This is a genomic window from Mycoplasmopsis gallinarum DSM 19816, assembly GCF_000621085.1.
Lineage (GTDB): Bacteria > Bacillota_I > Bacilli_A > Mycoplasmatales > Metamycoplasmataceae > Mycoplasmopsis > Mycoplasmopsis gallinarum.
This window is the reverse complement of sequence record NZ_JHZE01000005.1, coordinates 121109-137153: the sequence shown is the minus strand read 5'-3', so window position 1 is coordinate 137153 and position 16045 is coordinate 121109. Positions and strand designations below refer to the sequence as shown.

The 16045-nt window shown below is 25.0% G+C and carries 13 protein-coding genes; 7 read left to right on the top strand and 6 right to left on the bottom strand.

Annotated features, from left to right (window positions below):
* Positions 1-5 precede the first annotated feature (5 nt).
* The 4 genes from rpsB to Q346_RS0100655 all read right to left on the bottom strand — a co-directional run bounded on the left by rpsB (position 6) and on the right by Q346_RS0100655 (position 5403).
* Positions 6-878, bottom strand: a complete 873-nt coding sequence (gene rpsB, locus Q346_RS03740; RefSeq protein WP_036437813.1) for a 30S ribosomal protein S2 — start codon at positions 876-878, stop codon at positions 6-8.
* Between the two features lie 367 nt (positions 879-1245).
* Complete coding sequence (locus Q346_RS0100665; protein WP_027332622.1) at positions 1246-1809, bottom strand: hypothetical protein; 564 nt, start codon at positions 1807-1809, stop codon at positions 1246-1248.
* A gap of 59 nt (positions 1810-1868) precedes the next feature.
* Positions 1869-3389: a hypothetical protein gene (locus Q346_RS0100660; protein ID WP_027332621.1), complete on the bottom strand. Its 1521-nt coding sequence runs from the start codon at positions 3387-3389 to the stop codon at positions 1869-1871.
* A complete protein-coding gene (locus tag Q346_RS0100655) occupies positions 3373-5403 on the bottom strand; it encodes a S8 family serine peptidase (protein ID WP_027332620.1) in 2031 nt (676 codons plus the stop codon). Before Q346_RS0100655 ends, Q346_RS0100660 begins: the two co-directional genes overlap by 17 nt.
* Positions 5404-5695: 292 nt before the next feature.
* On the opposite strand from Q346_RS0100655, the gene deoD reads away from it, so the two are divergent.
* From deoD to Q346_RS0100620, 7 genes are all read left to right on the top strand, one after another.
* Positions 5696-6397, top strand: coding sequence for a purine-nucleoside phosphorylase (gene deoD / locus Q346_RS0100650; RefSeq protein ID WP_027332619.1), 702 nt, complete (start codon positions 5696-5698; stop codon positions 6395-6397).
* Between the two features lie 6 nt (positions 6398-6403).
* Positions 6404-7699, top strand: coding sequence for a thymidine phosphorylase (locus Q346_RS0100645; protein ID WP_027332618.1), 1296 nt, complete (start codon positions 6404-6406; stop codon positions 7697-7699).
* Positions 7700-7710: 11 nt separating this feature from the next.
* Positions 7711-8382 (top strand): deoxyribose-phosphate aldolase, encoded by a 672-nt coding sequence (gene deoC, locus Q346_RS0100640; RefSeq protein WP_027332617.1) that lies wholly within the window; start codon positions 7711-7713, stop codon positions 8380-8382.
* 100 nt (positions 8383-8482) lie between these two features.
* Complete coding sequence (gene rmuC, locus Q346_RS0100635) at positions 8483-10063, top strand: DNA recombination protein RmuC (RefSeq protein ID WP_027332616.1); 1581 nt, start codon at positions 8483-8485, stop codon at positions 10061-10063.
* Between the two features lie 157 nt (positions 10064-10220).
* A complete protein-coding gene (locus Q346_RS0100630) occupies positions 10221-10631 on the top strand; it encodes a hypothetical protein (protein ID WP_051521776.1) in 411 nt (136 codons plus the stop codon).
* Between the two features lie 10 nt (positions 10632-10641).
* Positions 10642-12027 (top strand): site-specific DNA-methyltransferase, encoded by a 1386-nt coding sequence (locus Q346_RS0100625; protein ID WP_027332614.1) that lies wholly within the window; start codon positions 10642-10644, stop codon positions 12025-12027.
* Positions 12014-14374: a DEAD/DEAH box helicase gene (locus tag Q346_RS0100620; RefSeq protein ID WP_027332613.1), complete on the top strand. Its 2361-nt coding sequence runs from the start codon at positions 12014-12016 to the stop codon at positions 14372-14374. The genes Q346_RS0100625 and Q346_RS0100620 overlap by 14 nt, the downstream gene beginning before the upstream one ends.
* 59 nt (positions 14375-14433) lie before the next feature.
* On the opposite strand, the gene Q346_RS0100615 is transcribed toward Q346_RS0100620, so the two are convergent.
* Together Q346_RS0100615 and Q346_RS0100610 are read right to left on the bottom strand one after the other, a co-directional pair.
* Positions 14434-15336, bottom strand: a complete 903-nt coding sequence (locus Q346_RS0100615; RefSeq protein WP_027332612.1) for an MSC_0882 family membrane protein — start codon at positions 15334-15336, stop codon at positions 14434-14436.
* Between the two features lie 60 nt (positions 15337-15396).
* Entirely contained in the window at positions 15397-16044 is a 648-nt protein-coding gene (locus tag Q346_RS0100610) for a DUF402 domain-containing protein (protein WP_198763691.1), read from the bottom strand.
* Position 16045: the final 1 nt, after the last annotated feature.

The following is a 16045-nucleotide window of genomic DNA, read 5'->3' as shown; positions in this document are numbered from 1 at the left end:
CAAAATTAAGCATTGTTAGTTTCTTCTTTTTTGGTGAAGTATTTATTTGTTTTTACTTCTCTTTTTTCTGATTCGAATTTAGGTAAAACGATTGCTTCGTCACCTTGGTATGCATATTTAGCTTTTCCACCACGTGCTAAAGCAATTGCATCAGCTAAGATAGTGATAATTAAATTAATACTTTTAGCTGAATCATCGTTAGCAGGAATACCAAAGTCCACTAAATCAGGATCTACATTAGAGTCAATAATTCCGATGATTTTTACACCTTTTGCTCTTGCTTCTTTGACAGCAATTTCATCCTCTTTTGGATCAGCAATAATCATTAATGAAGGAATTTCTTTCATTCTTCTAATTCCTTCTAAGTTTTTGTGTAATTTATCAAGCATTTTTTGTTTTTCTAATGCTTCTTTTTTGGTGTAACCTAAATTAGTGAAGCCTTGTTCTGCTTGCGCTTCAAGTTCTTCCATAAATTTGATTCTTTTGTTAATTGTTGAAAAATTAGTAAATGTACCACCTAATCATCTTTCAGTTACATAAAAACTATTTGTTCTTAATGCATTTTCTTTAATTGCATCTTTTGCTTGTTTTTTTGTACCAACAAAAATCACATTCATACGTGGATTTTTACTTAATTGTTTCAATAATAATTTAAATGCAAATTCTAAACGTTGAAGAGTAGAATTTGAATTAATGATGTGAATTCCACGTTTTGGTTGTGGAAGTAAGTAATCTTTCATTTTTGGATTTCATTGACTTGCTTTGTGACCAAAGTAAGTACCAGCTTCTAATAATTTATCTTTAGAAACGATTAATTTTTTTTCTTCTTTAGTTGCTTTTACTTCTTGAGTAGCAACTTCTTTATTTAATTCTGACATATTTTAAATTTCCTTTAGTTTGTTAATACTTCCTAATACTTCTAACATTTAGCACTATTTCTACTAGCACACCCAAATGAATCCATATTAGTGTTTTAAATTTAATTTGATCAAATTGAATTTACTATAAATAAATTCTTTTTTATTTTATTAAAAAAAACTAAATTTGTAATTAAAAACGAATTATTTATTTAACTTTTAAGTATTGCAATTGGATATTAAAAATAAAACTTTTAGTTATCAAATTAAAATAAAATCAAAAAACACGAAAATTGTATTTCATGTTTTTTGAGCTTTTTTGAGCTTGAGTAACCTGTCCTAATGGAGATTAAACTCAAGCTTTTGAAATTATCTTTAATTTTAAATTTTAATTTTCATTTAGAAAAATACTTAATTGTTGTTTTAAAGTTGGCAATATTGTATTAATTTGTTCATCATTCATAAGTGGGATGATTAATTTGATGATAGTAAAATTTTTCAATGATAATCCAATAGTTTCCTTGAGTGGATCTGGCATATTGGCTATTTGAGTTTTCATTTTTTCAACCATTTGGTCAATTAAAGAAGCTAACTCTTCTTGTTTTTCACTTGTAAACACTGGATCAGCAACTTCTTTGCCATTTAAAACCGCAATAGAATCTTTAAGCACTTTTATTAAAGCATCTAGTTTTTCATCATCATATTTGGCAATTTCTTTGGTAAATTCATCTTTATTATTTAATTCACTCATAGAATTAAAAAGAGATTGTAAATTGTTGCCTAAAAGTGGAACAAATGTCAAAATTTTATTCATAAATTGATCATATAAGTTTTTTAATTCGGTTTCTTTTTCTTCTCTTGTTTGTTTATTACATGATATAGCAATAAAAACAGGTGAAAAAACAATTGGAAAGATTGGACTAAGTTTAATTATTTTTTTCATTTTATTCATAATAATATTCCTCTTATGATTTTATTAATTGTTATTCTTACAAATAAGATTTTACTTTTTTATTCATTAAAACCATTTACAAATTCAATAATTTTAGGGTCAATTGCTTCTGCAATTGAAAAAGTTTTGTCAAATTTCAATTTTTCTATTGCTTGTTTTTCTTTTTTAGATAATCTATCAATATAACTATTTGCATAATTAACAATTAAATAAGGAATTTTTTGATCATCTTGTATCCGATAAACAACATTGCCTAAATTTTGATAATAATCAATTGGCAATAATTGACGTTTGTTAAAAGCTAATTTTTCTTTTAAAATTGTTTCAGTAGAATTTTCAGATAAATCTAAAAAAGGGAAATACTCTCTAAAAGTATAAATTTTTAAATCTTTATTAATTGAAGTTCTTCAAAAACCTAATTTATCAGGAATTAAAGTTTTCATAAACTCAATAAAAAGATTACTATTAATAAATTCTTTTTTAGTTGTAGGTAAAATGAATTCACCGCTTTTGATTTTATTATCAAGATCAGAAATAAAATTATTAATTTTTTCTTTATTTTCTTTTGTAAATAAACCTGAAATATAAAAAGGTATAGAATCATTTTCAAACATTCAAGAAGTTAAAAAAATCTCAAAATCTAGTTTTCTTTCTTCTTTTAATTCAATAAAAGCTTCTTCTCATTTATTATATTGAGCAGGTCTTATTGAATCTAGCATTTCTAATTTTTGATCTCAAAGATAATTATAAGTAAAAATTTTTTTAAAGTCAATTTCCTTGTTTTCTAGACCATTATTTAAATTAAATTTAGAGGAATATTTATCAGTTAATAAATTTAATTTTATTGGCTTAATCACCTCATTTAAGTTAAGACTATTTGCATAAAAATTAAGTTTTAAAACAATTTGCTTATTAGAAAATTGATTTTTTATTTCTATTGGTTCAATTGCAAAACGTTCATTAATTTCTTCTATTTTTTTTGTTTTAAAATTATAAAATTCAATCTTTTCATTTATAGGAATTCTTGCATTTGTTTGCAAAATGTTTGGAATAAAATTAAATATATCATTAGATGCGAGTGCATAAATTTCCTCACTATTTACAATTAAAGGAGTTAAATTAATCATTTTTTTTAATTTAATGGGTGAATATTCTAATTCTTTTTTATTTTTTGAATTAATTTTAAAGGTATTTACTTCTCCAAAAATTATTTGTGAATTGTTTTTTCTTTCTTTAATTCAATAGTTTTCATCTATTTTGAAATTAGGATTTTGAGAGATATTAAGTTCTTCATATTTTTGCCCTAATATTCCCATTGGATTAAGAGATCATCATCAAAATCTTTTAACTGTTGGTTTAGTAGTTAATATGTTTGAAATAGTTGATGTTCTAAAATTAGTTAAAGTATTAAAATTACCATTTTCATCAGCAATTAATTGAGATTTACCATCATTCAAATTAGCAATTATTTCTTCAGTATCTTTATTATTTACATATTTGTTATATTCGCAACTAATTGAAGTAGTTAAGATAGTAACAATAGGCGCAATGATTAAACTTTTTTTAAATATTTTCAACATAATGTGCTGTTACTATTTTATTTGTAGTTTGATTAATATATTTGTTACTATTATCTAACTTAGTTTTAATTTTAAAATTTACAGTTATAGCCTTATTAGTTGTATTAACATATTCTAGAATTTTAATTGATGATGAATGTTCTAAATCTGTTTCAGCCAATATTTCACGAGATTGAGTATCTACTAATTTTAGTCCATATACAGGTGGCTTGTATTCTTCAACTAATTTAGTAACTTTTCTTAATTGACTTTTCATAGTAGAAGATAACGCAACTCTAATCTTTTGATTTGGTAAAAGTAAAATTCTTTTAGTTCTTCTAAGTTCTTTTTCATGTTCTTCTTCGATTGGAGCATCAAAAAAGTTTATATTTTTTGTTATTTCTATCATTTTTTTAAAATCTGGCATTCCCACACCACTTCTGTTGTATAAACCATTCTTTTTTTTCGTTTCTTTGGATAGAAAAGAATTATTTTTTTGCGAAGATGAAGCAGCTAAAACAGCTTTTGATAAAGGAACCATATATATTCCAGGCATTCCTGAAATTTTTTTTGCTTCTTTTCTTCTTAACCAAAGAGAAATCAATCCTGCAATACTTGGAGCCGAAAAACTTGTTCCATAATCAGGAATAATAATGTTTTCATCGTAAACTATAGAATCTGAAGAAATAAATGTGCCAGGTGCAATTATATGCGGTCTTTCAACGTTGATACCAGCATTTTCATATCAAATTGAATAATTTGCTGGTTTTCATTTATTTTGATAAATATCGATATCCGCTGCTGCAACAGTTAAAACATTTTTGTTTTTAATTAAATTTCTTTCTTCTTGAATTGCATTCCATTTACCATTATTTAAATCTTCTCTTAAATTTCCAACAGCAAAAACAAATAAAACACCTTCATTACTTTTCTTTTCAATTAAATCATTAATTTTATCTAATAAATAAAGTTGTCTGTTTTGTTTAATTATAAAATCAAAACTATTGTTTATAACTTTTACATCTTTTTTACATAATTTATCATAACTGTCCATCAAACTCTTAAAAAGATTTTTTTGAGTGTCTGGATTAATAAAACTATAATACGTTTTTGCATACTTATTTACACCAAATGGACTAGACATAATCAAAGAAACTAATGTCGCATGACTAGAAAATTGATGCTCAAGAGCTAATTTGGTCTCTTCTACATCAATTTGGTTTAAATTATCCAAACTTTCTGTAATTCAATTTAAATTTGGATCATTATTTTGAAAAACATTTAAATTTTTTATTTTTGAAAATCTATTTTTACTAATATTTTTATATTTGCCATTATAATAACTAACTTCCACTATACCAACATTTGAAATAGGGTCATGAATCTGATCTAATTTATATTTTAGATCATTAGTATATATATCTTTATTATTAAAATAATCTTCAAGATTTAAAAATTTAAATTGTTTCATAAATGGCGAAATATGTTCTTCGAGTTTGCCATTATATTTTTTTCAATTTCGAATTTGATTTTCTGACTCAAGAGTCGGATAATATCAACTTCAAAAATTATTTTCTAAATTGATTGTGCTTCCAGTGCTTTTTATTTCTATATCATCATTATTAACCGTAAAAATCATTTTTAAAAATTTTCATTGTTTTATTTCATTTATAAAAATATCTCTTGTTGTCGTATTCTCAAAATCAATAAAAATTAAAGGCAAAGAATTGAAACACTCAATTTTTTTTATTCCGTAAAATTCATTTTTAATTTTTTCTTTAATTAAAGAATTAAAAATTTTTACATCTGAATTTTCATTTAAATTTATAAATTCTACAAAAACATCAGTAGACACATTATCTACATCAACAATTGGCAATTTTTTATAATTAATTTCATTGTTTTCTACATTAAATTTGATTTCTTCTTGATTAAAAAAATTATCCCATTTATCGCAAGTTTCAGTTTTAAAAGAAACTCCAATAAATGGGATAATAATTGAAGAAATAGCAAAAAGTTTTTTTATTCTTCTCATAAACACCACCTTATACTTTAATTATATATTTTTAATAAAAAGTGTTTATTAACTTATTAATTAAACTTTTAATTTAAAACACATTAGCATAGATTGAAATGCAATTTTTCATATTTTCAATTGAAAATTAATGAAAAATAAAAAAATGAATATGAAAAAAAGAGGTATTTTTTCATATTCAATGAATTAAACTTTGGCATTTAAAATTCTTCAAGGTTAAATAATTTATAATAAAAACACATTTTTATTTATAAATTTTTAAATTAATAATTTACAAAATAAGGAGAATATAATGACACCACATATAAGTGCAAAAAAAGGTGAAGTTGCCAAAACAGTTATTATGCCAGGAGATCCATTAAGAGCAAAATTTATTGCTGAAACATTTTTGGACCCAGGATATAAACAAGTAAATAGTGTAAGAAATATGTTTATGTTTACAGGAACATATAAAGGTAAAGAAATTACTATTGCAGGATCAGGAATGGGATGTCCTTCAATTGGAATTTATTCATATGAATTATTCAAATTTTATGATGTAGATAACATTATTAGAATTGGTTCAGCAGGCTCATACCAAAAAGATTTAGATTTATATGAAGTAGTTTTAGCAACTGAAGCGTTTGCTGATGGGGATGCTTTCAGAAGAATTGCTTTAGGTAAAGAAGGTAATATTGCTTACCCATCACAAAAATTAAATGACAAAATTGAAAAAGTTGCACAAGAATTAAACATTCCAATTGTTAAAGGTAGAGTACACTCATCAGATGTTTTCTATTCAATTGTGCCACTTGAAGAAAGAATTAAAGAAACTGAAGCACTTTGTGTAGAAATGGAATCATACGCTTTATTCACAAATGCTGAAGCAACAGGAAAAAATGCTGCTTGTTTATTAACAATCAGCGATAACTTAATTACTCATGAAGAAACTTCAGCTGCTGAAAGACAAGAAGCTTTTACAAAAATGATGGAGATTGCTTTAAATTTAGCTTAATAAATTATGCGTGTAGTAGATTTAATTGAAAAAAAACGTTTAAAACAAACTTTAACTAATGAGGAAATCGATTTCTTAATCGATTCTTATGTAAAGGGTGATACACCTGATTATCAAATGTCAGCTTTTTTAATGGCTGTTATGTTTAATGGGATGGAAACAGAAGAATTAGCACACTTTACTTTAAAAATGATGCACTCTGGTGAAGTAATTGATTTATCAGAAATTCCAGGAATTAAAGTTGATAAACACTCAACTGGTGGAGTTGGTGATAAAACTACTTTAGCTGTTGCGCCTATTATTGCTGCTTTAGATGTGCCAGTGGCTAAAATGTCAGGTCGTGGATTAGGTCACACTGGTGGAACAATTGACAAATTAGAATCTATTAAAGGTTTTACAGTTGAATTAACTGAAAAACAATTTATCGAACAAGTTAAAAAACACAACATTGCCATTATGGGACAAAGTGCAAACTTAGTACCAGCAGATAAAAAACTTTATGCATTAAGAGATGTTACTGCTACAGTTGAGTCTCTTTATTTAATTGCTGCAAGTATCATGTCTAAAAAATTAGCAACTGGTTCAAATGCGATTTTATTAGATGTTAAATGTGGTAAAGGCGCTTTTATGAAAGACCTTAATCAAGCTAGAGCTTTAGCACAAACAATGATTAATATTGGTAAAAGATTAAATGTTGATGTTAGAGCCGAAATTACTAATATGGATCGGCCAATTGGAAAAGAAATTGGAAATAAAAATGAAGTTTTAGAAGCAATTTGAACTTTAGAGGGCAAAGGTCCTGCTGATTTTAATGAATTAGTTTACTCATCATGTGCAACTATTTTAATGCAAGCGAAAAAAGTAGACAAATATGAAGATGGCTTGAAGTTAGTTGATGAAGTAATTAAAAATGGAAAAGCTTTAGCTAAATTTAAAGAATTTATCGCTTTACAAGGTGGAGATGTTGATTCATTATTTGCTAAAGATTTCTGAAATCCAGCACATAAATTAGATATTTATGCAACTAATTCAGGATTTTTAAATATTTTTGATAGTTTAACTTTTGGTAATGTTGCTATGAAATTAGGCGCTGGTCGGGCAACTAAAGCAGATCAACTTGATTTTGAAGCTGGTATTACTTTGCATAAAAAAACAAATGATTTTGTTGAAAAAGATGAATTGCTTTTCACTCTTTATTCATCAAAACCAATTGATGAGTCATTAATTAATGACTTAAGTCAAGCTTACGAAATTGGTATTGATAAAGTTGAAAATAAAATTATTTTAGATAAATTAGCTTAATAAGGAAAATTATGAATAAAGAATACAACCGTATGATTGATCATACATATTTAAAAGCTGATACTAATCAAGCAATTATGGATAAATTGATTAAGGAAGCTAAAGAATTTAACTTCAAAACTGTGTGTGTTCCTTCAGCATGAGTGGCATATTGTAAAGAACAATTACAAGGCACAGAAGTTGGAATCACAACTGTTGTAGGATTTCCATTAGGAAATTCAATTTCAAGTGTTAAAGCCTTTGAAGCAGCTGAAGCAATTAAAGCTGGGGCTGACGAAATTGATATGGTAATTAACATTGGAAAATTAAAAGATAAAGATTATGATTATGTGTTAAATGACATTAAAACAGTTAAAGCCGCTTGTGGCAATCACATTTTAAAAGTAATTGTTGAAACAGCTTTATTATCTGATGAAGAAATTACTGAAGTAAGTAAAATTGTGAAAAAATCAGGTGCAGAATTTATTAAAACTTCAACTGGTTTTTCAACTCGTGGTGCTAACTTAAATGACATTGTTTTAATGAAAAAAGTTGCAGGTGATGAAATGTTAATCAAAGCTGCTGGTGGTATTTCAACTATGCAAGATATGATTGATATGTTCAATGCCGGAGCTACAAGATTTGGCACAAGTCGTTCAGTTTCAATTTTAACTAACACTGAAGCTGAAAAAGGCGCATACTAAAAAATATGAAAATCCCAAGTGAATAAACTGGGATTTTTTTATTTAAATTTAATTAAAATTTTGAATAATTTAAATATATAAAAGAAGGAGGAAAATAAAAGTGCAAATAGCATTACTTAGTATAAGCATTTTGATTTTTATTGCTATATTAGCCACTTTAATTTGATTTATAGTGGTAAAAATCAAAAATAAACAATCGAATAGTCAAATTGTAGCAACTCAATTAAATAATTTCGTAGCAAAATTTAAAGAAAACTTCGAGAATGAATATAGAGTAATCATTAATAAGGAGTTAAATAATTTAATTGAAGAAAATAATAAAAAAACTAATGAAACTAAAGAACAAATTTCTTCTGAATACAATAAAAATTTCGATGATTTTAATAAATCAATTGAAGAAATTAAAACTTCTTTGTCAAGTGATGGCGAAAATTCATTAAAAAGTCAATTAATTAAAAAAATTGATACTATAAAAACCGAATTAAGTGGTGATAATGACTTGTCACTTAAAACTAATTTAATTAATAAAATAGAATCTTTGAAAAGTGATACTACCGATAATTTATCTCAAATTAAAAATAACTTAACAGGCGATAACGATAACACTCTTAAAACTACTCTTAATAAAAATTTAAATGAACAATTAGGGCAATTTCAAAAATTAATTAATAATCAAATTGAATTAATGAAAAAAACTCAAGAAACTAATTTAAATGAAATAAGAAACGATATTAATGAAAAATTACATAGTGAATTAGTTAAAAAAATTGAAGAAGAATTCAAAACTACTGTTGAATCTATTGATAAAATCAACAAATCAATCGGTTTGCTTAATAATGTTGAAACTAAAATCACTAGACTCAATAACATTTTTGAAAATAACAAAGCATATGGTAATTTAGGCGAAAATCTTTTGGAAACTTTAGTTAAAACCTGATATGGGCCTGAAGAAGAACTATATAAAACTCAATATAAAATTGATAAAGAAAAAACTGTTGATTTAGCTTTTTTCATTCATGATCGTGAAAATAAAAAATTAATTTTACCTATTGATTCTAAATTTCCTGTCGCATCATATGAAGCGTATTTAAATGCCAAAGATGAATTTGAAAAATCAAACGCCAATAAAAAATTAATAGAATCATTTAGGAAAAGACTAGAGGAAACTTCTAAATATGTTGTTGCTGATGAAACTACTGAAAAAGCTATTATGTATATTCCAAGTGAAGCAATGTATTATTTTTTCATTTCTAATAACGAATTTAGAGAAATAATTAGACAACATTCAGGAAAAGTAATAGTTGCTGGCCCCTTGTCTTTAATTTATTGTATTGAAGCATCTTTACAATATTCAAAAAATTATGCAATTATTGAAAATTTAGATAATATTAAAGGCGCTTTCACTTCTTTTGTTTCTTCATTTAAGAAAATTTGACTTTCTTTAAAATCATCAAAAGATGCACAAACTAAATCGTTAGAAGAATTAAATAATTTAAATAAAAATTTAGTAACTTCTTTTAATGGAATTTTTAAAGCTGCAAGAAAAACTAGCGAATTAAAACTTGAGGGAAGAGAATGAACCGTAAAAATGAAAAAAGATTTTGAAGAAGAATTGCAAAATGATTTTGATGCAGAAATTTTAACTAAAAAGATGATAGATAAAATAGTGTCAACTGATTAATAAAGTAAATTAAATCGCAAAATATAAAATTATATTTTGCTTTTTTTATCCTAAATATAAGGTTTATTAATGAATATTTCAATTTGAAATCAATGCAGCAACATAAATAACTTTTTAAATCTAATATAATTAAAAAGCATAATATAGGAGGATTAAAATGCAACAAGAAAAATCTAATTTAATTGATTTAGAAAATAAAGAAAAATCACTTAAAGAAGAATATTTAGAAAAGATAGATAACCTATCAACTAGTACTTTTAATAAAGATCAAAAAGAACTTTGTAAAACAATTATTCGCAACGCAAAAGAAGAAGATGTGCAAAATATTTACCAATTATTAATTCAAAGAATTAAACTTGGTTTTGTTTTTGATATTGCACCAACCCCAATAACTACTAATAAATTTATTACTTTACTTAAAGAAAATAAAGAACTTTCTTTTGAAGGTAATGATTTTGATTTAAATAATTCAAAAGAAAAGGATGTTTTAATTATTGGCGAAAATTTTGATGTATTAAATAACTTAATAGTAATAGAGAGAGAGAGAGAGAGCGGGGCTCGACTTTAATTACGATGTAATTTACCTTGATCCTCCTTATAATACTGAAGCTACAGAAAAAGATGGTAATAATTTAGCCAACGATAAAGAAAATATTTCTGCTTCTAAATTTATTTATCGTGACAAATTTAGTCGCAATGGTTGACTAAATATGATTCGTGAAAGATTAATTAAAGCTAGAACTATTCTGAAAGAGAATGGTGTTATTTTTGTATCAATTGATGACAGCGAACAGGCTTATTTAAAAGTCTTAATGGACGAAATTTTTGGTGAAGAGAATTTTGTAGCAAATATTACTATAATAAATAATTTAGGCGGTAGATCAGATCAAAAGCATATATCGCGAGCAAATGAATACTTATTAATTTATGCAAAAAATGAATCAAAAATAAAATTAAATGGTAAAAAATTAGAATTAAGCGAAATAGAGAAAAAATTTTCACTTGAAGATTCTGAAGGATTTTATAAATTAATGGATTTAAAAAAAGGTGGTAGCGAATCTAAAAGAGAAGATAGACCTTATATGTTTTATCCTATTCTTGTAAAAAATAATGAAATTTTTTCCATTCAAAATGAAGAGCATAAAAATATATATGACAAATTTAATAAAAAATTTAATGATTCATATTTAGAAGTTTTAAGAAAAAAATATGAATCGTTGGGATATAAATTTATATTACCTCATCACAAAAAAGATGAATTTGGTCGTTGAAGAATTGGTTTTGAAAGTTTTAAAGAAAAAATTTCTTCATTACAATTTAAAGAATCAACGAATTCTATTATGGAAAAAATAAGACCTACTTTGGAAAACGGTGATTTAAAATTACCAAATTATAAAAGTATTTGATATCAACCCGCTTATGATTCTGGTTCTGCAACAATGTTTTTAAATTCAATTGTTAATGAAACTTCGATTTTTAATTTTCCTAAATCAATCCAGTTAATAAAAGATTTAATAAAACTTCATACAAATAAAAATGCTCGTGTTTTAGACTTCTTTGCTGGCTCAGGAACAACAGCACATGCAGTTTGAGATTTGAATAGAGAAGATGGCGGTAACAGAAGTGTAACTGTAGTCACCAACAATGAAAATAATATTGCTAAAAATGTAGCTTATGAAAGATTACATCGAATTAGTCTTGGTAAAGCTACTGATGGAAGTTCAAATTTCAAATGATTAGATAAAAATAAACCATTTGAAAATTCTTTAAAAGTCTATGAAACTAAACAATTTCCAATTGATATAAATGAAAGTTTGGATGAAAAAATAAATTTATTTATTCAAGAAATTGCTGATTTAGCAAAAGTTTATTTAGATGAAAATGAAGATAAAGAAAGAATTCTTTATTATTTAAAACAATTATATTCATTGAAAAATAATAAGGAACAAAATGAAACTAACTAAAGTTCAAGAAAAAGCTGTTAATCAAATTGTTAGTTGTTTTGATCCTTTAAATAAATCAAAAGTGATTTTTAAAGCCCCTACTGGAGCTGGTAAAACTTTCATGATTGCCAATGTCATTGATAGAATAATCAATCAAAGAAACGGCAAAAAATTAATTTTTGTCTTAGCAACTATTTCTGATGCATCTCTTCCACAACAATTAGAAACACATATTAGGAAATATTTACCTTATTTAAATAATAGTTTTGAAATTAAATATATTGTTTCTCCCTCATCATCTAAAACTGGAAATAAAGTCAAAGACTACACAGCAAATATTCCTTTAATGCCTAATGGTGGGCTTTTAATTTTTGGACTTGCGTCTTTTGGTAAAAATCGAATTTTTACTGAAGAAGGTATTTTAGATACCTTTATAGATAATGTTAAAAATTCATTAGATGCCGAATTAATTTATATTCGTGATGAAGCTCATCGCGCTAATGACGCTAAAAGAGAAAATTCATTAAATAAGGATACTGAAAAAGCTAATGAAAAATTAAAAAATGCAGCTCATTTTTATATTGAAATGACTGCGACACCTAAAAATATTAATGATTCAATCATAGTAGAAATTACTGAAAAAGAATTAAGAGAAGATGAAACAAAATTATTAAAAGAAAGATTGCTCTACAATGAAGGCATAGACGATATTAAAGAAGAAGAAATCGAAAATTCTCAATTACTTGAAAAAGCCTGTCAAAAATTTAAAGAAATTAAAGAGGATTATGTAGATAAAGACAATAAATACGGACTTAAAGGCATTAATCCTGCAATGTTAATTCAGGTTGAAAATAAAACTAAAGAAAATGAAGAAGAATTTAATAAGCAAATTGAATTAATAATAAGAATTCTTAAAAAATATCATCTAAATTGAGTTACTTATTTTTCAGATGATAAAAAAGACTCAAGTGGTAGAGAAGAAATTTCGCTTGATAAAATTTCTAAAAATAATTCAGATATTGATGTAATTATTTTCAAAGTTGGCCCTTCAGTTGGTTGAGATATTCCAAGAGCTTGTATGCTGGTCCAATTAAGAAATGTTTCTTCAGAAACATTAAGCATTCAAACAGTAGGAAGAATTAAAAGAAATCCTGCTGTGAAAGGTGTCAATAACGAAAATTGAGATACCAAAAATCCTGCCTTTTCTTACTACATTTATTCATACTCTAGAGTCCCTTCAATTGAATATTTAGCCTCTTTTTCACTTAAAACAGAATATAAAAATATTGATTTTATTTCAGGTGTAATTGACAAAAATCAATATTATGATTTTAAAAGATCTAGTGAATACAGAAATAGAATATTAAATTTAATAAGTAAAGATCAATTACAAGAACAATGTAATTTATTTATAGATGAATATAAAGAAAAATCGAAAATTATTTTTGAAAGTGAAAAACTTTTAAATACTAATAAAAGAATCATTAGCAAAGCTATTTTTAATACTATTGATTTAGCTTTAGCTAATGAAAATTTAATTGAAAAACAAAAAAACTATTGAAATCTAAATTTAAAGAATGAAGTCTTAAATCAACTTAAACAAGTTGCCAAAGAATTAAAAATAAATCCTGAACTTGTAATTTATGCATTTTTCACCCTTAAAAAGAGTGAAATTAGACAAATTTATTTAAATTTTCAAGAGCAAAAACATCAAAATCAACTTGGCATTGATTATAAAATTATTAAAGCTAAATTACCTGATTTTGTACCCATTGAAAAAGATAATTTTAATAACAATTGAAACGTATTTAGACTAGAAAATAATGAAAATTTAAATCTCAAATCTGCTTACGAAAATGCTTATATTTCCAAAGAAACACAGTGAATTGCAGAAACAAGTACAAAAGAGAACTTTTTTGTTTATACTTCCAATCCTGAAAAATCATTTTTAAAAAAATTAAGAAGTTTTTTAAATAAAAAACCAATTGAATCTAATTCAATTAGTGTATGAGCCATTAATCCTGTTTATACTGGTATATACTTTGAATATATTGATGGCGATATTAAAGAAATCAGAAAATCTTTTCCTGATTATTTAATTAAAATTAAAGATCATTTAGTTGCAATCGAAGTTAAAAGTACTAATGATTATGATTTGAAAAAAACAACTAAAATCGAAAAAGGCTATAAAGAATTTTTACATCAGAAAAATTTAAAAATCTTTGAAGATTCTTTTACTTTGGTTATTTATAAGCCTGAAGAAGATGAATTTAGTGGAATGTCAACTATTGAAAATGTCAATAAAAAAATTGCAGAATATGATTCTCTTAGTTTATTTTTGAATGATATTATCAAAGAATTAAATTAAAACTTATAAATAAAAATCAAGACTTAATATGTTTTAATTCATATTTTGTGTCTTGATTTTTATTTAACTAAATTTTTCTTGCGTTTAATTAACCCTCTTCAAAAGGCATAAAGAATTAAAGCCACAGGAATTAAAATTGTTAAAGAAACAATAACAATATAACTTCTAAATCAAATTTTGTTTCTTTCTTTTTTTAATTCTTGTACTTTATCACTAATTTCAATAAATTTTTCGCCTAAAATATTTTCTAAATCTTCAATTCTTTTTTTGTCAAATAATTTAATGCTTGCATACAAAATAATTAAAAGACCTAAAGCACTAAAACTGATATAACAAAAAATTCTTGTGTTGCCAAAAACATTGTCCATTCATTTAGTTCAAGTTAAATTTAAATAAATTACACTTTGTGCATCAGGTTTGCCTATTACTCAATCACCACCATTGTATAAACCTAGGGTTATCGCTGTAAAAATTCCAACATAAGTTAAAATAAAAATTAAAATTCAATTTAAATTAGTGTTTTTTAACACTAATTTTTTATATGCAATTTGAAAATTATTCAATCAAGAGTAATCACCTAAAGTGATAGAATCGCGTAAATTGGCAATGGTATTTTTTCATCTAATACTATCAATTAAATTTTTAGTTCCAAGAAACAAAGCAATTAAAGCAATTAAACCAAATGAAATTAATCAACCAACGTATAAATGATTTTGAAATGGCGCAATTTGAGCTGCTACTAAAGTAAAAGCGATAATCATTAAAGTGGTCAAAATAAATCAAAAGCCAATTCCGATATCTTTAATTAATTTTTCATTTTTAATTATTTTATAAGCAGCTGGAGGAATTTGTCCTTTGGGATCTTTATAAAATTTTTTAACTTTTTGTTGCGCAGTCATTTCTTCATTGTTTTGAATGATTTGCAACGTTTCTTGATTATTGATAGGTTGATACTTTTTCATTTTAGTTTCCATTAACTTTCATATCTACAATATAATTTTATATTTTATTTATTATAAATTTTATAAAGGACGTTTAAATTTTGTATTTTTTTTAGCATTTTGACGGAAATTTTCACTAATTGATTTATCTTTAATAGCTAAATCAATGTAATAATTAACTACTTCATCATTGTAATAATATTCATCATTTTCATATTTTGTAAAAATGTTTTCTAAACTGTTATAGATCATATTAACGAGTTTAGAGCTGTAATTATATTTCTTGCGATTTTCTTTAAATTCATCACGATCAACAACAGTTAATTCGTTTTTTAAGTAATTTTTGACATCTAAATCAAAGTCAACAAACTTAATTGTATTATCTTCATAAATTGGTTTAGATGCTAAATTAACATAAACATAATTGTTTTTTTTCTTTAAAAAAACAAACGCATTATGCATTTCATGTTTCGGCATAAATCATAATCATGGTTCACTTAAAATTCAATTTCTTTTATTTAATTCTGCTACTTTAGTTCTTTGCATTAATAAAACATAATGTTGTTTAGTATTACGTAAAACTTTCACTCCATTTCATTGACGATAAAGTGTTCCATCATATTTATAGGCTTGAACATTAATTATTGAACCAATTAAGGGAAAAATATGTTTTTTTCTCTTAATTGGTTTTTCTTTTTGATTCATTTCTTTTTGCAATTCCTGTTGCATT